The sequence below is a fragment of the Blautia sp. BIOML-A1 genome, assembly GCF_009883055.1.
Classification (GTDB): Bacteria; Bacillota; Clostridia; order Lachnospirales; family Lachnospiraceae; genus Blautia_A.
This window is the reverse complement of record NZ_WWVR01000025.1, coordinates 24946-46581: the sequence shown is the minus strand read 5'-3', so window position 1 is coordinate 46581 and position 21636 is coordinate 24946. Positions and strand designations below refer to the sequence as shown.

The 21636-nt window shown below is 43.4% G+C and carries 24 protein-coding genes and 1 pseudogene; 2 read left to right on the top strand and 23 right to left on the bottom strand.

Features of this window, described 5'->3' with window-relative positions; all coding sequences use genetic code 11:
- Window positions 1-617: 617 nt before the first annotated feature.
- Window positions 618-2012, top strand: a complete 1395-nt coding sequence (gene mgtE / locus GT674_RS11695) for a magnesium transporter (protein WP_161285858.1) — start codon at window positions 618-620, stop codon at window positions 2010-2012.
- Window positions 2013-2072: 60 nt separating this feature from the next.
- Here the strand turns inward: mgtE and GT674_RS11690 are convergent, their stop codons facing one another.
- From GT674_RS11690 to GT674_RS11620, 15 genes are all read right to left on the bottom strand, one after another.
- A complete protein-coding gene (locus GT674_RS11690) occupies window positions 2073-3128 on the bottom strand; it encodes a tyrosine-type recombinase/integrase (protein ID WP_161285857.1) in 1056 nt (351 codons plus the stop codon).
- Window positions 3129-3253: 125 nt separating this feature from the next.
- Entirely contained in the window at window positions 3254-3484 is a 231-nt protein-coding gene (locus GT674_RS11685) for a hypothetical protein (RefSeq protein ID WP_161285856.1), read from the bottom strand.
- 23 nt (window positions 3485-3507) lie between these two features.
- Window positions 3508-4404: a tyrosine-type recombinase/integrase gene (locus tag GT674_RS11680; protein WP_161285855.1), complete on the bottom strand. Its 897-nt coding sequence runs from the start codon at window positions 4402-4404 to the stop codon at window positions 3508-3510.
- A gap of 89 nt (window positions 4405-4493) precedes the next feature.
- Window positions 4494-5648 (bottom strand): N-acetylglucosamine-6-phosphate deacetylase, encoded by a 1155-nt coding sequence (gene nagA / locus GT674_RS11675; RefSeq protein WP_161285854.1) that lies wholly within the window; start codon window positions 5646-5648, stop codon window positions 4494-4496.
- Window positions 5649-5726: 78 nt separating this feature from the next.
- Complete coding sequence (gene dtd / locus GT674_RS11670) at window positions 5727-6173, bottom strand: D-aminoacyl-tRNA deacylase (protein ID WP_161285853.1); 447 nt, start codon at window positions 6171-6173, stop codon at window positions 5727-5729.
- Window positions 6174-6212: 39 nt separating this feature from the next.
- On the bottom strand, window positions 6213-7412 hold the full coding sequence (locus GT674_RS11665) for a SpoIIE family protein phosphatase (protein ID WP_161285852.1): 1200 nt from the start codon (window positions 7410-7412) through the stop codon (window positions 6213-6215).
- A 1-nt stretch (window position 7413) separates the two neighbouring features.
- Window positions 7414-9126: a [Fe-Fe] hydrogenase large subunit C-terminal domain-containing protein gene (locus GT674_RS11660; RefSeq protein ID WP_161285851.1), complete on the bottom strand. Its 1713-nt coding sequence runs from the start codon at window positions 9124-9126 to the stop codon at window positions 7414-7416.
- A 114-nt stretch (window positions 9127-9240) separates the two neighbouring features.
- Window positions 9241-9879: a cytidylate kinase-like family protein gene (locus tag GT674_RS11655; protein WP_161285850.1), complete on the bottom strand. Its 639-nt coding sequence runs from the start codon at window positions 9877-9879 to the stop codon at window positions 9241-9243.
- A gap of 85 nt (window positions 9880-9964) precedes the next feature.
- The gene (locus tag GT674_RS11650; RefSeq protein ID WP_161285849.1) at window positions 9965-10879 is read right to left on the bottom strand and encodes an RluA family pseudouridine synthase; all 915 of its coding nucleotides are present in this window, start codon (window positions 10877-10879) and stop codon (window positions 9965-9967) included.
- Between the two features lie 3 nt (window positions 10880-10882).
- The gene (lspA, locus tag GT674_RS11645; RefSeq protein ID WP_161285848.1) at window positions 10883-11410 is read right to left on the bottom strand and encodes a signal peptidase II; all 528 of its coding nucleotides are present in this window, start codon (window positions 11408-11410) and stop codon (window positions 10883-10885) included.
- Window positions 11407-12498 carry a 3-dehydroquinate synthase gene (gene aroB, locus GT674_RS11640; RefSeq protein ID WP_161285847.1) on the bottom strand — a complete coding sequence of 364 codons (1092 nt, stop codon included), beginning with the start codon at window positions 12496-12498 and terminating at the stop codon, window positions 11407-11409. The genes lspA and aroB overlap by 4 nt, the downstream gene beginning before the upstream one ends.
- Window positions 12499-12516: 18 nt before the next feature.
- On the bottom strand, window positions 12517-13269 hold the full coding sequence (locus tag GT674_RS11635; protein ID WP_161285846.1) for a YlmH family RNA-binding protein: 753 nt from the start codon (window positions 13267-13269) through the stop codon (window positions 12517-12519).
- Window positions 13270-13274: 5 nt separating this feature from the next.
- Window positions 13275-13913 carry a cell division protein SepF gene (locus GT674_RS11630; RefSeq protein WP_161285845.1) on the bottom strand — a complete coding sequence of 213 codons (639 nt, stop codon included), beginning with the start codon at window positions 13911-13913 and terminating at the stop codon, window positions 13275-13277.
- A gap of 14 nt (window positions 13914-13927) precedes the next feature.
- Entirely contained in the window at window positions 13928-14635 is a 708-nt protein-coding gene (locus tag GT674_RS11625) for a YggS family pyridoxal phosphate-dependent enzyme (protein ID WP_161285844.1), read from the bottom strand.
- A gap of 82 nt (window positions 14636-14717) precedes the next feature.
- A complete protein-coding gene (locus GT674_RS11620; RefSeq protein ID WP_243149112.1) occupies window positions 14718-16169 on the bottom strand; it encodes an HlyD family efflux transporter periplasmic adaptor subunit in 1452 nt (483 codons plus the stop codon).
- Between the two features lie 241 nt (window positions 16170-16410).
- On the opposite strand from GT674_RS11620, the gene lexA reads away from it, so the two are divergent.
- Entirely contained in the window at window positions 16411-17031 is a 621-nt protein-coding gene (lexA, locus tag GT674_RS11615) for a transcriptional repressor LexA (protein ID WP_161285843.1), read from the top strand.
- A gap of 118 nt (window positions 17032-17149) precedes the next feature.
- On the opposite strand, the gene rsfS is transcribed toward lexA, so the two are convergent.
- From rsfS to rplU, 8 genes and pseudogenes are all read right to left on the bottom strand, one after another.
- Window positions 17150-17506 (bottom strand): ribosome silencing factor, encoded by a 357-nt coding sequence (gene rsfS, locus GT674_RS11610; protein WP_161285861.1) that lies wholly within the window; start codon window positions 17504-17506, stop codon window positions 17150-17152.
- 20 nt (window positions 17507-17526) lie between these two features.
- Window positions 17527-18129 carry a bis(5'-nucleosyl)-tetraphosphatase (symmetrical) YqeK gene (gene yqeK, locus GT674_RS17920; RefSeq protein ID WP_161285860.1) on the bottom strand — a complete coding sequence of 201 codons (603 nt, stop codon included), beginning with the start codon at window positions 18127-18129 and terminating at the stop codon, window positions 17527-17529.
- 63 nt (window positions 18130-18192) lie between these two features.
- Window positions 18193-18795, bottom strand: a pseudogene (gene nadD / locus GT674_RS17915) (nicotinate-nucleotide adenylyltransferase); the annotation flags it as partial.
- A gap of 18 nt (window positions 18796-18813) precedes the next feature.
- Window positions 18814-19104, bottom strand: a complete 291-nt coding sequence (yhbY, locus tag GT674_RS11595; RefSeq protein WP_161285842.1) for a ribosome assembly RNA-binding protein YhbY — start codon at window positions 19102-19104, stop codon at window positions 18814-18816.
- Between the two features lie 14 nt (window positions 19105-19118).
- Window positions 19119-20411 (bottom strand): GTPase ObgE, encoded by a 1293-nt coding sequence (obgE, locus tag GT674_RS11590; RefSeq protein ID WP_161285841.1) that lies wholly within the window; start codon window positions 20409-20411, stop codon window positions 19119-19121.
- Window positions 20412-20495: 84 nt separating this feature from the next.
- Window positions 20496-20783, bottom strand: coding sequence for a 50S ribosomal protein L27 (rpmA, locus tag GT674_RS11585; RefSeq protein WP_005422790.1), 288 nt, complete (start codon window positions 20781-20783; stop codon window positions 20496-20498).
- A 4-nt stretch (window positions 20784-20787) separates the two neighbouring features.
- Entirely contained in the window at window positions 20788-21108 is a 321-nt protein-coding gene (locus GT674_RS11580; protein WP_161285840.1) for a ribosomal-processing cysteine protease Prp, read from the bottom strand.
- 12 nt (window positions 21109-21120) lie between these two features.
- A complete protein-coding gene (gene rplU / locus GT674_RS11575; RefSeq protein WP_005422792.1) occupies window positions 21121-21426 on the bottom strand; it encodes a 50S ribosomal protein L21 in 306 nt (101 codons plus the stop codon).
- Between the last annotated feature and the right edge of the window lie 210 nt (window positions 21427-21636).

Sequence of the window (21636 nt, the reverse complement as noted above, 5' to 3'; positions counted from 1 at the left end):
TTTTAAATAAAAAAGAAACCCCTTATCCCCTCATGAATGAGGGGCAGGGGAGCTGAAGTGTCGAAGACACTTTTTTATGTTATTACAAGCACAGTTTAGGTTACATAATTATACTTATGTAACCTAAATGGAAATGAGCATTTTTATCTACATATCACCAAAGGTGATCTGGAATGGATTTTGACCAAGTTACTGTTCACAGTAACGATTTTATCATTTGACATCCCATCCCCAAACGTTTATAATATGACTGTCAATAAAATTAATTTACATTTTGCCGGAAAATTCAGTATTGATCATAACCGAATTCCTGGCAGAAAGTACGAAACAATTACAATATTTCTAATGCAAAGGCAGGTGAACAGAATGGATAGTTGTGATTCTCACGGGCGAAGTAGTAACACAGGATGGAAGAGAATAATAGTTTGTGATTTCATAACAGGTCACATTCTGTTTTAATCTTTATATTTTTCTATTTTTTTCTCTTTTTATCCTGTTTATCAAAATCCCTGAACACAATTTACAATCAAAACTAATTGACATTGACATGCTCTAAAAAGATCATGCCTTGTTTTGGTGTGCTCTTTTTTAAACAACAGTGAAAAGGAGAAAACAGGATGGAAAACAGAACACAGAATTATGCAAAAGAAATTCTGGATATCATCAAAAGCAATGTATCTCCTGCAGTTCTTTCCAAACGTCTGCAGGATTTCCATGAAAATGACCTTGCTGAGGTGTTACCGGAACTGTCTTCCGCAGAACGAAGCAAGCTTTACCGGATCTTTGATCTGGATACCTTATCTGATATTCTGGAATATACAGATGAGGAGACAGCAGTAACTTATCTTGAAGAAATGAATCTCAAGAAGGCTGCCGCAATTCTTTCCCGTATAGAGACAAATGTATTATCCGATATCCTGCAGCATTTTGACAAAGAAAAACGCAGACTTCTGATCGAACTTCTGGATGACGATGTACGTCATGATGTAGAAATGATCAATACTTTTGACGATGAAGAAATCGGAAGCCGGATGACCACAAACTGCATCATAATAAACAATCATCTTTCCGTAAAAGGTGCGATGAGCGCTCTGGTATCCCAGGCAGCTCAGAATGACAATATCTCTACGATTTTTGTGGTAAATGATAATCAGGAATTCTATGGAGCGATCGATCTGAAGGATCTTATCATTGCACGTCAGGATCATCCTCTTGATGAGCTGGTAGTCACCTCATATCCGTATGTATACGGAACTGCTCTGATCGATGACTGCATAGAAGACCTCAAGGATTATTCCGAAGACTCTATTCCGGTTCTTGACAATGATAATCGCCTGATCGGAGTCATTACCTCGGCAAACATTGTAGACCTGGTTGACGATGAGATGGGAGAGGACTACGCGAAATTCGCCGGTCTGACTGCCGAAGAAGATCTCCAGGAACCATTGAAGGAGAGTATGAAGAAACGAATGCCATGGCTGATCATTCTCCTCGGTCTTGGAATGATCGTTTCTTCTGTTGTAGGTATCTTTGAGAAAGTAGTAACTAACTTACCGATCATCATGTGCTTCCAGTCACTGATCCTGGATATGGCTGGTAATGTCGGAACACAGTCACTGGCTGTAACTATCCGTGTACTGATGGATGAATCCCTCACCGGCAGACAGAAACTGGAACTTGTATTTAAAGAGATGCGTATCGGTCTGTGCAACGGCGGGCTTCTTGGTCTTATGTCCTTTGTACTGATCGGTTTATATATCTGGTTATTTAAGGGCAAAACTCTTGTATTTGCCTATGCTGTTTCTGCATGTATCGGATGTTCCCTGTTACTTGCCATGCTGATTTCAAGTGCAGTCGGAACCTGTATTCCGTTATTTTTCAAAAAAATCCATATTGACCCGGCAGTTGCCTCCGGTCCATTGATCACCACCATAAATGACCTTGTGGCCGTTATCTCTTATTATGGAATGAGCTGGATCTTCCTTATCGAGATTCTGCATCTGGCAGGGTAAATGACAAGGACGTGTAAAAATGACTTTTCATGTTTACACGTCCTTTATTATATTTCCTTCTCAATCCTCACGCAGCCTGACAGCTTTTGCAGCCTGGCGGCGTCTTGCATCATCAATTGCCGCATAGTGTTTTTTTGTAGTATTCACGTCTTTATGGCCAAGAACATCCGCAACCAGATAAATATCACCTGTTTCCTGATAAAGTGTCGTGCCATAGGTACTGCGGAGCTTATGCGGCGTGATCTTTTTGGTAGTTGTGATCTGACTCGCATATTTTTTGACAAGATTCTCAACTGCCTGCACACCGATCCGACGACGCTGCGCAGAGTAGAAGAGAGCGTGCTCATGACCTTCCAGAGGAATGATATTTTCACGGACTTCAATATAACGCTTCAGTGCTTTCTCAACCTCCGGACCAAAGTATACAACCATTTCATTGCCACCTTTTCGGGTGACCTTAATTCCATTGTTTTTGAAATCCACATCCTCAATATCAAGCCCCACACATTCCGAAACTCGAATTCCGGTTCCAAGCAGGAGAGTAACGATTGCCAGATCGCGCTCCTTTGTCTTTTCATAATATACACGTTTCTGACCGGTCAGCTGATCCCCGCAATGTTCAATGTAATCAAGCAGAAGAGCAACCTCATCTGTATCAAGCCGGATGATGCTTTTGTCATGGATTTTGGGAACATCGATCAATACGGTAGGATTTGTCTCGATCATTTCCCTTTTGTAAAAATATGCATAAAAACTTCGAAGTGCTGAAATTTTTCTTTTCAGCCCGCGTTCTCCATTGGTTTCTGTTTTTTCACCAGCCTGATAAACCTTAAGATATTCCTGATATTCCTCAAGATCAAGAGCCTTGATCTGATCCAGAACATCAACCGTAAAATCTGTCATTTTATAATTCTTAAATGCGGGATTTTCATCGAGAAGAAACTGGAAGAAAATCCGGATATCATATGCATAGGAAATTCTGGTTTTGGTTGTTGTCGTTGTGTCAATGGCACGGAAATAATCCCTGCAGAACGGAGGCAGCGTTGTAAGGACTTCTCTGAGACGCAGAATATTTTCAACATCTTTTTGTTCATGATAGGTTGTTTTTTTCTCCATAATAATTAACTCCTTAATGATAAAATTGCCAAACAGCAGTTATCTCTATCTATACGACAAACCGTAGTTTTTCATATAGATAGATGTAGATTTCAGCCAGCACCGTAGATTTTCATTTTCAGCCTTTATTCTTCAAATTCCGCTGTTACAATAAATCCTCTCGGTGTATGTTCAATTTTTTTGATCACACCTGTTTTGGCTTTGATACGTTCAGAGTTTTTGTAACATCCGGACATTGCAACCGCCGGTTCAATAATATAACTGTAATTCATATAGGACTGAAACTCTGAGATCTCTACAACATCGCCGACCTGGATCAGTCCCTGACGTTCCATTTTAAATTGTTCCTGTCGCATAAAAATCCTTCTTTCTGTATTTATTATTCATTTTCCGGAAGATCCGCCCTTAATTTGATCATACTTCGAATACTTCTGGATGTTTCATCTATATAATCGCGTTTATAGCGCTTCAGATTATCCGGTGTGATACCCATTTCTTCTGCAACCCCTGTTGTGTCGGCACCGTACGCAAACATCGTATAGATACAGGAATTACGAAGCTGCTGTGCACTGTAGTTATGGATTCCTGCCTTTGCGGTATATTTTTTCAGCATACGGCTGATATACATGGTATTCAGCTGATTTCCATATTTATTATAAAACAAATATTCGTTCGGTTCACGTTCTGACATATACAACTCCAGAATTTTATAGACATCCTCCGGAATAAAATTAGCCTTGTCGCGTTTTGACATAAAGGCATAGGCTCCATTATTATACAGGCAGATATTTTCCGGCTTCATGTCGATGATCTCTGTAGAAGAAAAACCCATACGGTAAAGCAAAATTACGATACAATATACCATGTGATTTTCCTGTGCAGCTACAAGCAGCCTGTCGATATCCTCAACAGGAACTGCATTTGCATACATACTGACTTTCTGAACTTTTTTGACATAATCTGCAAAATGATTCGTATAATTATCACTAACACCAAATTCCAGGCGATTCTCATAGATATAATTTGCCAGTGAATTCAGTTCTCTGATCTTTTTGGCACAGGTACTCGGCGCCAGTGCCTTCTCTTCTGTTTTCTTTTCAAGATTTCTGTAAAATTCTGCTACATCTTCCGCATGAATATCCAGGAAATCTTTCTTCGTAAACCTTATAAATTCCAAAAAATCACTCTGATAGGATGCAATACTTTCTTCCTGGAACTGTCTGATAAAATGCTTCCATATTGTTCTGGTCTTTTCGCTAAAAGGATAATTTTCCATGAATGCCCTCCTTTCCTGATTACGCGAAGCATATGTGAGGTTTGTTATGTGTTTTTATATACTATAACATAAAAAGAGAAGAACTGCAACTACAGCAGTTCTCCGTCTTTGATTACTTTCTGAACATGAAGTTCCTGATCCATCAATACGATATGTGCTTTCTTTCCTGGACAGATTGAACCATATTCTGCATCAATTCCAAGGCTTTTGGCCGGATTGATCGTCGCACAGGCAACTGCCGTTTCAAGCGGTATTTTCATGGCTTTAACCGCTGTTTTCATGCAGTCCATAAGATTCGTCGCCGAACCCGCTATCGTCCCGTCTGAGGCCAGTGTAGCGCGATTTCCGACCACATTCACATCCAGCCCTCCAAGAGTATATGAACCATCCGGCATTCCTGTCGCCCGCATACTGTCACTGATCAGAATCATCCGATCTTCCCCGAGCATCTCAAAGGTTGCCCGTACTGCTGCCGGATGAATATGCACTCCATCACAGATGATCTCAGCCATCACATGCTTACTGTCATACACAGCTCCGATCACCCCCGGCTCCCTGTGTACAAACGGAGGCATCGCATTATAAAGATGCACCGCATGATCTGCCCCTGCCTCAAAAGCCTTCATTGCCGTATCATAATCCGCATTTGTATGTGCAAGAGAAACATTCACGCGATCTTTGACTGCCCGGATAAAAGAAACAGAATCCTCGCTCTCCTCCGGAGCGATCCCTATAAACTTTACCAGCCCCTCTGAGGCCCTTAAGAAACGGTCACAGACCTCCGTATCACATGGGATGATATTCCTCTCATCCTGAGCGCCCTTCTTGACACGGCTGATAAAAGGGCCTTCCATGTTAACACCGACAAGATCTGCCTCCTTCTTGCTGTGCACTCCGTTTTTGTAGGCTGCTGCCACACAAAGGATATGCTCCAGCTCCTCCACCGGAAGTGTCATCGTTGCCGGTGCAATCGCAGTCACCCCCACAGAAGCCTCATACTCCGCAATTCTTTTAAGAGCTTCCCTGTCACCGTCGCAGAAATCATCCCCCATACAGCCATGAAAATGCAGATCAATAAGCCCCGGTATCGCATACATTCCCTGTCCATCCAGGATTTCCTCTCCATCTGTTGCCGGACAATTCCCCTCTGTATAAACCTCAGCGATTCTGCCGTCCTTTATGACGATCCCGCCATCTGTAAACTTTTTATCCTCTGTAAATACCCTCACATGATCAAGAATCATTGTTCCTGCCTCCCATTCTTATATAACAAAACAATTCGTGCTGCTGTTCACTGTATTCGGAATAGTTACAACAATTTTTTATAAAATATGTTCATCCAGAATAACCGTAAACGGTCCGTCATTGATCAGAGAAACCTTCATATCCGCTCCAAAACTTCCATGCTGCACAACCGGAACCGTTTTTTTCGCCTCTGCGATCATATATTCATATAAAGCTTCTGCCTCTGCCGGGTCCCCCGCCTCAATAAAGCTTGGTCTGTTTCCCTTCTTACAGTTCGCATACAATGTAAACTGAGAGACCAGAAGCACTTCTCCGTCCACATCCTTGAGAGAAAGATTTGTCTTGCCGTTTTCGTCTTCAAAAATACGAAGTCCCAGCAGTTTTTTGAGATATTTATCCGCAATTTCTTTTGTATCTTCCTTCCCGACACCGACAAACACCAAAAGTCCTCTGTTTATCTTTCCTATACTCTGTCCATCCACCTGTACTTCTGCCTGAAGTACCCTCTGTACAACCAGTTTCATAAAATTTCTCCTGTTCTCTCTTTTGTTTTTTCGTTTTATTTATACACACCAGAAACAGATCTTCACTTTCTTTCCTTCCGCCTCCAGTGCATCAATCAGCTGCAGTGCCAGTTTCTTTTTCTTCTCACGCTCAATATGAAGTGCTGTATAATTTTCATTTAAGGCATTTCCAAAAAAGAAATTTATCTCCGTGGCCTCTGCGAACAACACCCGAAACAATTCTGCTGCCCCGTCCTTCTTTTTGATGATACGATTATAGCACAGTCTGTCTTCTTTAAACTCCTCATAATAATCAATCACCTTCTGAAGAGTCAGAAGTCCCTCTGTCACAAGATCAATTCCTTTGATCTTGGACATGGCAGGAACCTCTTTCGTTCCGGAATCCGCAATCCCGATCACCTTTTCCTTCAGATAGTCTGCAACCAGCTTTGCCGTAGTTCCTCCGCATACCACCCGCATCCCTTCCTTCTGAAAAAAGGTTTCAAAATAGCTGCGGTCATCTTCACGGTCCGCCGGAGGACCAACCATAATATTGACCACATTTTTCTGCATTCCTGTCAGAGTCAGTACCGTAAGGTCATCGTCTGTCTCGTCCAGATTCAGATCCTGTCCCGCGTTTGCGATGATCGACGACATCTCCTGGGCACTCATTCCCTTTCGATAACGCTGTTCACAGAATTTTACCACTTCTTCCCGTCCCCAGCCGCCATAGGTAGTTTTGCCCATTCCGGCATTAGTGACACCGTCACTCATAAGTATCAGCATATCTCCTGTCTGAAACCGCAGATAACTCTGATGGATCTCTTTCTCTCCGAAGATAAGGATCTCCCTTTGATATTCCACATTTTTTCCGTTCCGCAGCAAAACAGCATCCGGATTATCATACTGCAGCAGACAGATTTCCTCACCTTTTGCCACCAGCACCGTAAATGTAGCATAGGCCAGATTACGGACACTACATATCGGAAGCGTATCCGCAACAGCCTTTACTGCGGTCTGGATATCCATATTCCTTGCGATCATGATACTAAGCATCTGGGCTGTCAGCGTAGCCAGGATATTAGCCTTTACACCACTTCCCAGTCCGTCTGAGAGCACCAGTACCGTAGAATCCTGGTCTGTGATCACTGTATAGTAATCCCCACAAATTTTTTCTTTCTTTTTGTTCAGACTGACCCTTCCAAATCCCGTAGGGATCTCGCCTATCTTTTGTATCGTTTTGTATCTTTTCTCTTCCATCTTACTTTATCTCCTGCAGAATGGTCTGTTTCAGTTCCTCAATGACCACCTTGGTATCTGCTGCCGTTTCTCCCAGAAGACTGGCAATCTCATGTACGATCCGAAGCTGTTCCTCTGCCAGCTTATCGGCCATCCGAACCGCATCTGCCTTGGCACGGTTTTCCCTCTTTTCCCGCTCCTTTTCCTTTGTTACATCCTTCATGATGCACAGGATCAGTTTATTCTTTCTGTCATTGGTCAGTACACGTTCTATATATCTCTTCTGTTCTCCAAGATAAATGCAGTCCTGTATGATCTCCCTGTTAAAAGCGATCATATTTATCATAGAATAATCATCCATGATCTCCCCTACCGGCTTTCCAAGAAGATGCTTCTTTCTGGAAATATCAAACAGATCCTGTGCTGCTTTATTCATCTGTATGATATTAAAGTCATAATCAATGGTAACCAGCAGTCCCGGCATGGCATCAATGATGATATTGGCATAGTTTTCCTGTTTTTCTCTCATATAAGGAATGCACATGGACACCTCTGCCTTGCCCTGAATAACGGCGATCGCCTTTGCTCTGCAGGTATCATAACCACAAGCGCCACAGTTCAGCTCGTCTTCCTTTGTATATTTACCCATTTCATGCAGAACATGTGTTAATTGTTCTTTTGTGATTGCCTTTCCGGGATACAGTTCCTCCTGTATAAACCTTCTTTCCGGTATCTCCGGCACCTCCATATGATAATCCTTCTGATAATCCGGCTCTCCATCCTCCATGGAAAGCTCCTTTATGGCAATGAGTGCATCCAGAAGCTTTTTCTCCTGGTTCAGAGAGTATGAACCGCCACCGATGCAGCCATTCGTACAGGCATTCATTTCTATGAAATAATCTTCATATTCCCCTGTCTTTAGTTCCTTAAGGATCTTTTTGCATTGCTCTATACCGTCTACTGCCAGATATTTCTGTCCCTCTACAGGCTGCATTGCCTGGATCAGCCCTCCGCTTACTGCAGTCATTCTGGAAAGATATACCTCTCCTTTTTCTCCCGTACTTCGCTTTGGCTTCTCAGAAACATCCTTCATCCAGTTATTCAGTTCCCGGAATGTGATCACATAATCCATCTGTGCCTGACCTTCTTCTGCATCTGCCATCACTGAGATACACGGACTGATGTATACCAAAACAGCATCTGGATACTGCTCCTTGAGATAGACCGCGTGCATCTGTTTGATAGAATAAACAGGCATCAGATGCTCTGTCAGATGCGGATATTTCTTTTCTATCAATCTCACGACCACCGGACAGTTAGATGATATCCGCATTGTCTTCTGCTGCTGGTTCTTCAGAAACTGCGTATATTTTTCCTTCATCATAGCCGCACCCTCTGCTGCATCAACCACCTTCCAGAAGCCCATCTTCTTAAGACACTGTTCCAGATCATCAATGCTTTTCCATCCATATCTGGCAAAATACGCCGGATGTACGGATGCGATGACCTTTTTCCCGGAAGCGATCACTTTCTGGAGGTCCGGGATATCATTGTGCTCAACCTTTGCATGCTGAGGACAGACAGCAATACATTTTTCACAGAGGATACACTGTTCTTCTATGATCTGTGCCTGCTGGTTTGTTACCTTGATTGCCTTTACAGGACAGTTACGAATGCACTTATAACAGTTTTTACAATTGGCAGTACGAAACTGCAGGATTGATGTGTGATTCATGGTGATCTTCCCCCTAAGTCATTAACCTCTTTCGTGGAAACAGCGTTTTTTATCTGTATCCCGGACAAAGCGAACAAGTCCTCTGACACACATCAGAGGACTCACTTTCAAATTTTATTTATTTTTACTTTCATCAAAAATCTTGATTGCTTCTATGATTGTTTTTACACTGTTTTCGATGCCAAGCTTACCACTGTCAACACAGAGATCATAGCTCTTGGCAGCTCCCCACTTCTTATTGGTATAATAATTGTAGTAGCTTGCACGGCTCTTATCTGTCTTGTTGATCATATCCCTGGCTTCTTTTGGCGACTTATTGTGCTTTGCGGCGATGCGGCTGATACGGCAGTCAATATCTGCATGTACAAACACGCTGAAGCAGTCCTTCCAGTCTGCCAGTGCATAATCTGCACAGCGACCTACCATAACACATGGACCCTCATCTGCCAGCTTCTTGATCGCATCAAACTGTGCCAGAAAGATCTTGTGATTCATCGGCATATCCGAAAATCCTGCTGAAGAATATCCAAAGGAGTAAGTATCCATAACCAGAGAATACAGAAAACTGTTTGTCGGCTTCTCATCATGATTCTCAAAAAGCTCCTTGCAGATGCCACTGTCGTTTGCAGCATGCTCCAAGAGCTCCTTGTCATAACACTTGATCCCGAAATACTTGGCGATCTCCTGCCCGATCTGTCTTCCTCCACTTCCGTATTCACGTCCGATTGTAATGATTGAACTTGTACTATTCATAAGCTGTACACTCCCTTCTGCAAAACTATAAAACTATTATACATGATTTCAATAAAAAATGCCAATTATTTGTTACTGTAGATGCTTATTTTCGCAATTTTTCCAGTAGTTTCTCAAAATATTCCGGGAGCGGTGCAGTAAATTCCATATATTCTCCGGTTGCAGGATGACGGAACCCAAGGATCATGGCATGAAGAGCCTGTCCCTGCAGATGATAGGGGTTTTTGGATGAACCATAGACCGTATCCCCAAGCAGCGGATGCCCCAGGCTTGCCATATGCACGCGGATCTGGTGCGTACGTCCGGTTTCCAGACGGCATTCTATATACGTTGCATTCCCAAAACGCTCCAGCACCTTATAATGGGTCACGGCTTCCTTGCCGTTCTTATGATTGATGGCCATTTTTTTACGGTCGATCGGGTGCCTTCCGACAGGAGCGTCCACCGTTCCCTCGTCCTCCTTAAGATTCCCCTGCACAACTGCACGGTATCTTCGCTTAATGCTGTGTTCCTTGAGCTGCTCTGCAAGGTCTCTGTGGGCTCCGTCTTCTTTACAGATAAGAAGCGCCCCTGTCGTATCCTTGTCGATCCTGTGCACGATTCCGGGTCTTAAAACGCCATTGATCCCGGAAAGGTGCTCCCCGCAATGTGCCATAACCGCATTTACCAGAGTGCCCTCCATATGTCCGGCACTTGGATGTACCACCATATCCTTGGGTTTATTCACTACCAGAAGCCATTCATCCTCATACAGGATATCCAGAGCAATGTCCTCCGGCTGAATGTCAGGAGTCTGCATATCCGGCACCTGAAGCATGATCTCATCGCCTGTCTGCGTCTTATAGTTTGCCCTGACCGCCTTCCCATTTACAGAAACCATCTGTTCTTTCAGAAGCTTCTGAAGGTATGATCTGGAAAAATCCGGACATACATCCGCAAGATAACGGTCAATGCGAACTCCGGATCTCTCTGTATCCGCAACAAATTTCATTATTTCCATAAATTATTTATCCTTTTTATTTCTGTACAGAAAATCAAAATCTTCATCTTTATATTTAAAGATAACCAAAAGTACCAGTGCGATCCCACCACAGACCACATAAATGTCCGCAATATTAAACACCGGAAAATCAATCAGTGAGAAGTAAATAAAATCCACCACATAACCACAGTGCAGTCTGTCAATAAAATTCCCGACAGCTCCGGAAAACAGTACGCCTCCTGTGATGACAAGCGGCAGATAATATCGATTCTTTGGAAGTCTGACAAAAATCCAGACCAGTGCAATGCAGAACAGGACGCAGATTCCTATAAACAGAAACTGTCTGCCCTCAAGCATTCCAAATGCCATCCCCCGGTTTTCCACATAGGAAAGTTCCAGCACTCCCGGGATCAGAGGTATACTGTCCTGATGTCTCAGATGCAGAAATGCCTCATGCTTGGTGAACTGATCCAGAAAAAGCAGAAGCAGGATCAGACTGATCCAGAGCACTGCTGCCATTCCCGTCGAAAAGGTATTCTGCTTTTTCATTTAAGAATCTCCCTGATACCGGCAAGCATCTCCTCATCACTTACTGTATGATCGATAAAGCTGCCTCCGATTCCCTTCATCAACACAAACTTGACCTGTCCCTGTTCCATTTTCTTGTCTTTTCTGGTAGCGGCAAGAACTGCGGTCTCCTCCAGACCATCCACATGGATCGGAAGTTCATACAGAAGACAACCCTCTTTAATCTTGTTGTATTCATCCTCTGTAAGGAGTCCTCTCTGGTATGAGATATAAGCAGCTGCCACCAGACCGATCGCCACACACTGTCCGTGCAGGAGTTTGAAATCCTTAAGCTTCTCCACGGCATGTCCGATCGTATGACCCAGATTCAGAAGTGCACGTTCTCCCTTTTCCTTTGGATCACGTTCTACCACACCCGCTTTGATCTCACAGCAGCGGCGGATCATCCTTGCCAGGGCTTTGGTATCCAGTGCACGGATTGCTTTATGCTCAGCAAGTACATACTCATAGAAATCAGCGTCGCAGATCAGCCCGGTCTTTAAGACTTCTCCCATTCCACAGGCAAACTCTACCGGCGGCAGAGTTCTCAGTGTATTCATGTTCATATAGACCAGACGCGGCTGATGAAAAGCACCGACCATATTTTTATACTGATCAAAGTCCACACCCGTCTTGCCCCCGACACTGCTGTCTACCTGGGAGAGAAGAGTCGTCGGAATCTGGATAAAGTCGATCCCGCGAAGATAAGTAGCCGCTCCAAAGCCTGAGAGATCACCGACAACACCTCCGCCAAGTGCAACGACAAGGCTCTTACGGTCAAGCTGATTCTCGATCAATGCCTTGTATAGCTGCTGTACCGTATTCAGATTCTTGTTCTTTTCACCCGCTTCAAAGACAAAAACAGAGACCTTTGCTGCTACTCTTGTCAGAACACGCTTTACTTCTTCTGCATAGAGAGGCTCCACATGCGTATCCGTTACAATGCAGAGGTTCCGTCCTTCCAGTCCTTCTGTCCGTATCGCATCCTTTAGTCTGTCAAATCCCTCTTCAAAATAGATCGGATAATAAAATTCTCCACTTCTTTTTACCTGTAAAATTTCTTCTGTCATTTCTGCCTCCTGTGATATTTACTGGTAACGGCGCAGCCTGACACTGTTCCGCCCTTTTTTTGTCTGCCGGGAAACTCCGTCAAAGATAAAACGGCCTCTGCCGCGGACTGATATGATATCTCCCTCCTTCGGCTCATAGCCATTGGAAGTCACCAGCTTTCCATTTACAAATACCTGTCCATTCTCAATAAAAGAAACCATACTGCTTCTGGAGGCCTGAAAAGCAAGTGCGATCAGTGCATCCAGACGGACGGAAGAACAGGTTCCTGTGACCGGCATAAATGCAGGCTCCGGGTAATGTTCCGGATTATCCACTGCCGACAGTCTGACTGCGGTGTGCCGGACCCTGTCAAGATTCTCGATGAGAAAATCCGCGATCTTGTTATGACAGAAGATCCATGCGACATGATCCTGTATCAGAATATCCCCGATCACAGAGCGATCGATCCCAAGATTGAGTATCGCACCCAGATAATCCCTGTGACCCAGATCCTCCGAAAATTTCTTTGCCTTTGGTTCTGCCTTAAGACAGGTGATCGGATATTCCCAGGTAAAAGCAAGAGCATCAGGATGAAACGCTATCATCTGACGCTCTGCTTGCTCATAACCGCCGAAGCCTTCCGCCACTACACCAGGAATCTGATTCTTTCGGTTGTTTACAATATTTTGTTCGTTTAAATTAAGGAAATCCGAAAATGTGACAATATCTCTCCGATAGGAGAGATTTGCCAGTTCCCGGATTCTCTTAATGAAAAATTCTTCTTTTTCCATATTTATCAATAACCTGCTCTTACAGACGGAGTGGAAGAACTTCCAAGGATATTCTGAAGATCCCCTGTAATATCCACACCTTCCGGTCCAAGAATAAAGATATAGCTGGATACCTTCTGAAGGCTTCCGCCCAGAGAGTAGCATGCACCTGATGTAAAATCGATGATTCTCTGTGCAAGCTCTACGTCAATTCCCTCCAGATTCAGCACAACAGTAGATCTGTCAACAAGGGTATCCGCGATCTCACGGGTATCTTCCATAGAAGAAGGTCTGATCACACAGACTTCCATATTTACCGGAATGTTGGCTTTTCTGCTGCTTCTCATCGGTGTGATCTTGGAAGAAGTACGAACCGGCTTGTCCTGACGTACTGTCGCAGAAGCTTTCACGGATGCTTTCGGTGCAGGCTGCTTTGTCTCAGCCTTTACCGGCTCCTCGATCTCATCTTCCTCGTCATCATCCAGGAAATCATCCTCGTCTTTCTTCTTACCGAATTTCTGAAAGAATTTCTTTACTGGTTTCTCTTCATCGTCATCATCCAGGAAATCATCTTCGTCGTCTAAGATATCATCATCTAAGAAATCCTCATCATCATAATCATCATTCAGCTTTACAACATCCAAAAGTTTATCTAAAACGCCCATCTTATTCTCCAATCTTATTTGTCCTGTGCCTGCTTCGAATAATCTCGCTCACCAAATATTCCAGTCCCAACACGCACCATTGTAGCGCCCTCCTGCACAGCGACCTGATAATCCCCGGTCATTCCCATGCTCAAAACACTCATAGTAACATTATTAATGTTTTTGGCTGCAATGTCAACACTTAATTTTTTTAATTGACGAAAAACTGGTCTGTTTTCTTCTGGATTTTGTACATAAGGTGCAATTGTCATAAGTCCCTGTATCTTTATATGCGGAAACTCTGCGACAGATTCCACCAGCGGAAGAACTTCCTCCATCTTAAGACCGAATTTTGTTTCTTCCTGTGCCACATTGACTTCAAGAAGGATCGGGACACATACATCATGCTTTGCCGCTTCCTGCTCGATCGTCTGGGCAAGTCTCAGAGAATCTACCGAATGGATCATGGATACCTTATCCACAATGTATTTTACCTTATTTCTCTGAAGATGTCCGATCATGTGCCACTGAATATCCTCTGGAAGCTGCGGATATTTATCCACGATCTCCTGGACCTTGTTCTCACCAAACACTCTTGCCCCTGCATTATAGGCCTCCAAAAGCATAGACACCGGCTTTGTCTTACTGACAGCGATCAGCGTTACTTCCTTCGGATCACGCCCTGATACCTCACATGCCTCCTGTATGTTTTTTCTGACCTGATTCAGATTTTCTGTTATCATAAATATCAGCCTCCCTGATTCATATAATCTTTTAATGTAACTGTTCAGTACCCTCACAGTTACGAATCAAAATGCATTCCAATCAATACAAAATTTCCTGTTCACTTACCTTATCGGCATTTCTCACAATATGATCATATCTGGAAAGTCCGTAACGTGTTTCCTTGGATACAACCGCATATTCCTCATTCTGATCAAGAATCTCGATCCGGCGAAATACTGCGTACCCCTGATTGATGCAGTATGTTCCTTCAAGAACTCCAACCTCCCTGATCACATATTTACTCTGATCTTTGGGGTTGACTGCCACATCCCCTTCTTTGAAATTACTCATGTCAATATAGTAAATACTTTCGGAAGTTTTTTTATCGTCTTCTGCTTCCTGAGTGTCTTCCCCGTAAATCGTTGCCTTGACAAAAGTCTGGGAAGCATTCCCGTTCTTGTCTGTCTTCTGGATCATCACTCCAGCCTCCTGAGAATCATTGGTTGTCAGATACTCGGAAGGAAGTTTATAAAATTCTTTGGTTACAACCGATGACAGTGGGATCTTAAGCCCGGTAACTGTATTTGTTACCAGTTCGATTTCGAGGAAACGATCCGCAGCATAACGGATCAGACCTTTATTAAAATCTATCTTTCCATATTTGGCCTTATCGATCTCTACAATACTGAAATCTCCGCTCTGCGTCATACCGTCCTTCAGAAATTTGACTCTGACAGAAGTACGGTCTTTCAGCTTCGCTGCCTGCTTACCGCTGAGAGGGATCAAAAGACTCCAGTTTTCATCTGTCACCAGCGTATACATCGTATCTCCAGCACTGACAGTTCCCTGATTCTTAAGATCCGTCTCCACATAGGCATTCTGATCGAAATCCTGTGCTGTCAGATCATTCAGGGTCTTTCCCTCATATCCATCCACGCAATACAGTACAACACCATCCGAAGCTGCCTTATTCAGAGTCTGACCAGCATAAGATACCGGTGCCGGAGTAGGAGAAACAGTACTGTCCGCATCTTCGTCCGATGAAGTCACAACAGAAGTACTTCCTGGAGCCGTTGCATACTGGAGGATATCACCCTCAAGTTCATATTTAAAACTATAGGTACTGTTAAAATTACTGGAACTGAATCCCTTTGAAAAACTAAGCATGTTATTTCGGATCTGAGATAACTGCTCTGCACTCAATTCTTCTGTATTCTCCGTCGGCGCAGTACTGCTGATCCCATAGACCACGCCATTGGCATTGATCTTATTTCCCTCTCGTGCATAATAACTTACATATCCTCCGGTTTCTGCCTGGTAGACAGATTCCTCTCTGAGTGCAAGTCCTGTATAAGTTTCATTTCTTGACAAAGGTCCGGAAATGACCAGATAGGACTCTATATTCGTAGAGGTAAGATAAAGTACTGCACTGAACAACATATAAATCAAAAGACATCCAAACAGCATGGTTCCAATATTCAGACCAAAAATCTTTCGTATCTTAACCAGTGCTCCTGGATGATTCCCGGAATTTTTTGGATTATCAGGCAAAAAAATGCCTCCTTTATATCAGTCTTTGTATTTTACACCTGACTATTGTACCATTTTCCTCCCATAATGACAAGAAAAAGCATAGAATTTCTGTAACTGTCCAAATATTTTGTAACTGATCACCGAAAATATCCCGTGAATATTACGAACATATTTTCCGAATATTTGTTTGCTATTTCAAACAAATTATGTTATACTAGATTTATATATATTAAAGTATCGTGAACCCGGAGGTATCATTATGGCTTATGGCAGAATCAGTTCAAAACAGCAGGAGATTCTGGATTATATCAAAAACGAAATCCTGAACAGAGGCTTCCCTCCTGCCGTAAGAGAAATTTGTGAAGCAGTTCATCTGAAATCCACATCTTCTGTGCATTCTCATCTGGAAGCCCTTGAGAAGAACGGATATATCCGCAGGGATGCAACCAAGCCCAGAGCAATCGAGATCATCGACGATAATTTCAATCTTGCCCGCAGAGAGGTTGTCAATGTACCGCTTGTTGGTACTGTAGCAGCGGGACAGCCGATCCTCGCAGTAGAGAATATCGAGACTTATTTCCCTGTTCCGGCAGAATTCATGCCGAATGAGCAGAGTTTTATGCTCCGTGTCAAGGGGGACAGTATGGTCAACGCCGGTATCTTTGATGGTGATCAGGTTCTTGTCAAACAGCAGACATCTGCCGAGAACGGTGATATCGTAGTTGCTCTCGTGGAGGATTCCGCCACTGTCAAGACTTTTTATAAAGAAGACGGTTACTATCGTCTCCAGCCGGAGAACGATTACATGGATCCAATCTTGGTTCAGGACAATCTTCAGATCCTTGGTAAGGTTTTTGGTGTATTCCGCTTCTTTCAGTAAATCTTCAGGAACATTACAGAGTAATCTCCAACAAAGCCAAAAACGTCCCTTGTCTTTTCCAACCAGGGACGTTTCTCTTTGCTTCTCTTTGTTTACATAATATATTTATGGTAAACAATTATTTCAAGAATTCTTCTGCATCCACTTCTTTTCCATCTCTCCAGATTCTCTCCAGATCATAGAAAAGACGGTTTTCTTCATCAAACACATGGATGATGAGATCGCCATAATCCATAAGGATCCAGTTGGAACCTCTTGTTCCTTCCACCTGTTTCGGTTCATAACCGGCTCTTCCAAGCTGTTCTTCTACGTTATCTACCATTGCCTGTACCTGGTTTAAATTGCTTCCGCTCGCGATCACAAAGTAATCTGCAATCACAGAAACCTCATGGATATCGATCACTTTTATATCCAGAGCCTTTTTTTCATCCAGGGCCTTGCAGGCAAGACGTACCATTTCCAGTTCTTTGCTCATAAATTCCATTCCTTTCTGCATCAGGCCTGTTCTTCTGCAAACCTGTTCTTATGCAAAACGCTGTAATATTCAAATGCTTCTTTTGTTGCAGCATCAACGTCCTTTGGGTTTTCTTCAAAATAAGAAAGGGTATCTTTAAGAATCTCATACATACATTCATCCAGATCTTCAAAGGCAAGCTTGCGCACCTTTGTAAGATTCGGTGCTTTATTTCTTGCCGGCTCGATATAATCCGCAATATATACGATTTTTTCCAGGACAGACATCTCTGGCTTTCCTGTTGTATGATACGTAATGGAAGAAAGGATTTCCCTGTTCCTGATTCCATATTTAGCTTCTGCAACATATGCTCCTAATTTCGCATGAAGAAGAAACGGATGTGTTTTTTCAAATTCCGTAACCGGGATTTTATGTTCTTCACACATTTTAAGTTTTTTCTTATTTGGGATACATTTAGCACTGTCATGAAGCAGACCAGCAACCTGTGCATCTTTGAGGTCATAACCATGGACCATAGCCAGAGAAGCGCAGGTATACATAACTCCAAGTGTATGTGCAAAACGATCTTCATCAAGATATTTTGCCAGTTTCTTTTGCATTTTTATAAAATCATAATCTGCCATCTTTATAGTATCTCCCTCTGTCTGGTCAAAAACCGGTCCCATCTCAGAGAAGTGATAAATCTGATGCTTCTCAATGTAATCCACAACCGCCTCGGGCACATAATAATGAATGCTTTTACCTTCCTGGTGCCACTGGCGCAAAAGCTGGCTGGAAATATCAATATTCAGAGTATTCAGCCGTATAAAACATCCTCCGTATTGTCTGGAAAGATAAGTCATCTCCTGATCCAGATTCTTTACAGGCACATGATCTCTGGTCGCAACAACGATCGTACATGCCCTGCAGATCCGGGATGGCTCCATCCATGTTGTAAAATTATAGAGGGAATCCGCCCCTATGATAAAATAATAATCTGTATCAGGATTCTGCTCTTTTAATCTTTCCAAGGTACGGTAGGTATAGGTAAACCCCTCTGCATTCATTTCGATCAGAGAAAGTTCAAAGTGTGGATTTCCTTCAATCGCCAGTCTTACCATCTCTGTTCTCTGCTCATCTGTTGCTCTTCCGTTACGGTTCCGTTTATGCGGCGGATTTCCTGCCGGCATAAACAGAATCTTATCAAGCCCCAGCTGCTCATAGGCTTTTTCACCAAGAATCAGATGACCGACATGGATCGGATCAAAGGTTCCGCCCATGATGCCGATTTTTTTTCGTCTGTTCTCCATCCCTGTTCCTCCAGAAAATTACGGAAGAATGATTTTTTTCTTGTCTTTTTTGCCTTCTCGATACAGAACAATCTTTCTTCCGATCACCTGTACAACCTGGGCATGTGTTCTTTCTGCAAGGACTTCTGCCATCTGACGCGGATCATCCAGACAGTTCTGAAGCACACTGATCTTAATCAGTTCTCTTGCTGCAAGTGCCTCGTCAACAGCCGCTGTATTCTCCGGTGTGACAGAACCCTTGCCAAGCTGCATGATCGGTTCCATTTTCATTGCAAGCCCTTTCAGGTATGCTCTCTGTTTGCTTGTCATAAATTCAGACCTTTCTATTTATAATAATCAAAGTCAAAGCCGTACATACGGACTGTATTTCCTTCTTCAATACCGGCTTTCTCCAGTTCTTCCAGAATTCCGCCTTCTTTGAGGAAGCGCTGGAAGAAAGCAAAGCCCTTCTCAGAATCAAGATTTGTATATCCGAGCATCTTTTCGATCTTCGGTCCCTCCACGATAAAGAGTTCCGGATCCTCCGGATCCCTCTCCACTGTAAATGGAAGGTTCTCTGCAAACAGTTCCTCCTCCGGGAAGAATTCCTGTTCAAATACGATTTTCTCTGCCGGCACGCTGTCCAGAAGTTCCTTGATACCATAAAGAAGCTCTTTAAGTCCCTGGCCTGTTACTGCTGAGATCGGATAAACACGGATTCCCTGCGGCTCAAACTCAGCTTTGAGACGATCGATCGGATTCTCTTCACCGTCATCAAAAATACAGTCGATCTTATTTGCTGCGATCAGCTGTGGTCTGGCTGCGATTTCCGGATTATAGGCCTCCAGTTCCCTGTTGATCTTGTGGATATCATCCACCGGATCACGTCCCTCTGTAGATGCCGCATCTACAATGTGAACCAGAACACGGGTACGTTCAATATGTCTGAGGAATTCGTGTCCAAGTCCGACGCCCTCGGAAGCACCCTCGATCAGTCCCGGAATATCAGCAATGACAAAACCGCCGTTTTCCGTATCTACTACACCAAGATTCGGACTCAGTGTCGTAAAATGATAATTGGCGATCTTTGGCTGTGCATTGGTCACTCTGGAAAGGAACGTAGATTTACCCACGTTTGGAAATCCCACAAGACCTACGTCCGCGATCACCTTGAGTTCAAGCTGAACTTCCAGCTCCTGTGCAGGCTGGCCTGGCTGTGCATACTTCGGAACCTGCATGGTAGCTGTGGCGTAATGCTGGTTTCCCTTACCGCCTCTTCCACCTTTGAGCACGATCTGTCTGCGGTTTTCACCTGACATATCCGCAATGACTTTACGGGACTGTGCTTCCATAATAACAGTTCCCTCCGGAACCTTCAGGACAATATCCTCTCCATCTGCTCCGTGGCAGCGCTTCTTGCCGCCTTCCTGACCGTCCTGTGCTTTAAATTTTCTTTTGTGACGGTATTCTCCAAGCGTATTCTGACCTTCATCTACTTCAAAGATCACGTCCCCGCCTCTTCCGCCATCTCCGCCGTCAGGACCGCCATTCGGCACGTACAGCTCTCGGCGGAAGCTTACATGTCCATCTCCGCCCTTTCCTGAACGGATGATAATTTTTGCTCTGTCTGCAAACATATATGTCGCTCCTCTTTCTACTCTATTTTTAATTCAAAGAAAGGCTCCAAACCTGAACGATTTGAAGCCTTACGCTGAACTTGATTATTCTGCCTCTACCGGAACGATAGAAACCTGTTTCTTATCGCGTCCTTTTCTGGTGAATCTTACTACACCATCTGTCAGTGCAAATAATGTATAGTCTTTACCGCAGCCTACATTTTCACCTGGGTGAATCTTTGTTCCACGCTGTCTGTAAAGGATGTTTCCAGCTTTAACAAACTGTCCGTCTGCTCTTTTGGCACCTAATCTCTTAGATTCAGAGTCACGACCGTTCTTTGTAGAACCAACACCTTTTTTATGTGCGAATAACTGAAGGTTCATTTTCATCATGTCATTACACCTCCCTGACTTTTACTTTTAAATAACGTTTTGAATAACTATGCTCAATTTCTGTCAGTCCAAGAACAAGCGAATCCATCAGAAGAGTTCCTCCCTCTGAGATCGGACTGGTGAAAGTGAAAGATACGAAACCGTCACTCTCCTCCGCCTCTATCTGATCCTTCGTCAGCTGATCCAGAGAATTGACCGTGTTGATCACGAGGGCAGAAACAGCGGCACAAATAATGTCGTATCCCTCCTCCGCATATCCGGCATGTCCTTTGGATGTAAAACTGATATAAGAATTGTTCTTCTTACTGACTGTCACTGTAATCATGCAAACACCAGATTAAGCGTTGATCTTTTCGATTTTAACTTTAGTGAACTGCTGTCTGTGACCGTTTTTCTTGTGATATCCAGTTTTTCTTTTGTATTTGTAAACGATAACTTTTTTAGCTTTTCCGTTTTCAACTACAGAAGCGGTAACACTGGCATTAGCTACATCTGCTCCAACCTTTAAACCTTCATTGCTAACTGCAAGAACGTTATCAAAAGTAACGGTTTCACCAGCTTCAACACCGAGTTTCTCAACTCTGATTACGTCGCCCTCGGCAACTTTGTACTGTTTACCACCTGTTGCAATAATTGCGTACATCTGTGGCACCTCCTATAAACTTTACTCGCCAGATATGGTGGAATGAAGATTTTTGATTAAAATCTCATGCTCTTAAACCTCTCTGTGCGGCATCTTTTGTATATTAGCATGGGTTGTTTTTTTTGTCAAGTTTTTTAAGGAAATTTATTTTATAAAAATGCCAAAAATATACGAGGGGGAATACCTCAGAGTTGCGAACGGCCGGAATTC

Bases quoted from the DNA above. Each gene is read 5' to 3' on its own strand.
- aroB (WP_161285847.1), bottom strand. From the start codon at position 12,498: ATGACAGAAGAAATTTTACAGGTAAAAAGAAGTGGAGAATTTTATTAT.
- GT674_RS11690 (WP_161285857.1), bottom strand. From the start codon at position 3,128: ATGGAGAAAAAAACAACCTATCATGAACAAAAAGATGTTGAAAATATT.
- GT674_RS11635 (WP_161285846.1), bottom strand. From the start codon at position 13,269: ATGGAAAAAGAAGAATTTTTCATTAAGAGAATCCGGGAACTGGCAAAT.
- lspA (WP_161285848.1), bottom strand. From the start codon at position 11,410: ATGAAAAAGCAGAATACCTTTTCGACGGGAATGGCAGCAGTGCTCTGG.
- GT674_RS11665 (WP_161285852.1), bottom strand. From the start codon at position 7,412: ATGGAAGAGAAAAGATACAAAACGATACAAAAGATAGGCGAGATCCCT.
- GT674_RS11580 (WP_161285840.1), bottom strand. From the start codon at position 21,108: ATGATTACAGTGACAGTCAGTAAGAAGAACAATTCTTATATCAGTTTT.
- rplU (WP_005422792.1), bottom strand. From the start codon at position 21,426: ATGTACGCAATTATTGCAACAGGTGGTAAACAGTACAAAGTTGCCGAG.
- yqeK (WP_161285860.1), bottom strand. From the start codon at position 18,129: ATGGCAGATTATGATTTTATAAAAATGCAAAAGAAACTGGCAAAATAT.
- lexA (WP_161285843.1), top strand. From the start codon at position 16,411: ATGGCTTATGGCAGAATCAGTTCAAAACAGCAGGAGATTCTGGATTAT.
- GT674_RS11660 (WP_161285851.1), bottom strand. From the start codon at position 9,126: ATGAATCACACATCAATCCTGCAGTTTCGTACTGCCAATTGTAAAAAC.
- rpmA (WP_005422790.1), bottom strand. From the start codon at position 20,783: ATGATGAAAATGAACCTTCAGTTATTCGCACATAAAAAAGGTGTTGGT.
- mgtE (WP_161285858.1), top strand. From the start codon at position 618: ATGGAAAACAGAACACAGAATTATGCAAAAGAAATTCTGGATATCATC.
- GT674_RS11630 (WP_161285845.1), bottom strand. From the start codon at position 13,913: ATGGGCGTTTTAGATAAACTTTTGGATGTTGTAAAGCTGAATGATGAT.
- obgE (WP_161285841.1), bottom strand. From the start codon at position 20,411: ATGTTTGCAGACAGAGCAAAAATTATCATCCGTTCAGGAAAGGGCGGA.
- GT674_RS11685 (WP_161285856.1), bottom strand. From the start codon at position 3,484: ATGCGACAGGAACAATTTAAAATGGAACGTCAGGGACTGATCCAGGTC.
- GT674_RS11625 (WP_161285844.1), bottom strand. From the start codon at position 14,635: ATGATAACAGAAAATCTGAATCAGGTCAGAAAAAACATACAGGAGGCA.
- yhbY (WP_161285842.1), bottom strand. From the start codon at position 19,104: ATGACAAGCAAACAGAGAGCATACCTGAAAGGGCTTGCAATGAAAATG.
- GT674_RS11650 (WP_161285849.1), bottom strand. From the start codon at position 10,879: ATGGAAATAATGAAATTTGTTGCGGATACAGAGAGATCCGGAGTTCGC.
- nagA (WP_161285854.1), bottom strand. From the start codon at position 5,648: ATGATTCTTGATCATGTGAGGGTATTTACAGAGGATAAAAAGTTTACA.
- GT674_RS11655 (WP_161285850.1), bottom strand. From the start codon at position 9,879: ATGAATAGTACAAGTTCAATCATTACAATCGGACGTGAATACGGAAGT.
- GT674_RS11680 (WP_161285855.1), bottom strand. From the start codon at position 4,404: ATGGAAAATTATCCTTTTAGCGAAAAGACCAGAACAATATGGAAGCAT.
- rsfS (WP_161285861.1), bottom strand. From the start codon at position 17,506: ATGAGCAAAGAACTGGAAATGGTACGTCTTGCCTGCAAGGCCCTGGAT.
- dtd (WP_161285853.1), bottom strand. From the start codon at position 6,173: ATGAAACTGGTTGTACAGAGGGTACTTCAGGCAGAAGTACAGGTGGAT.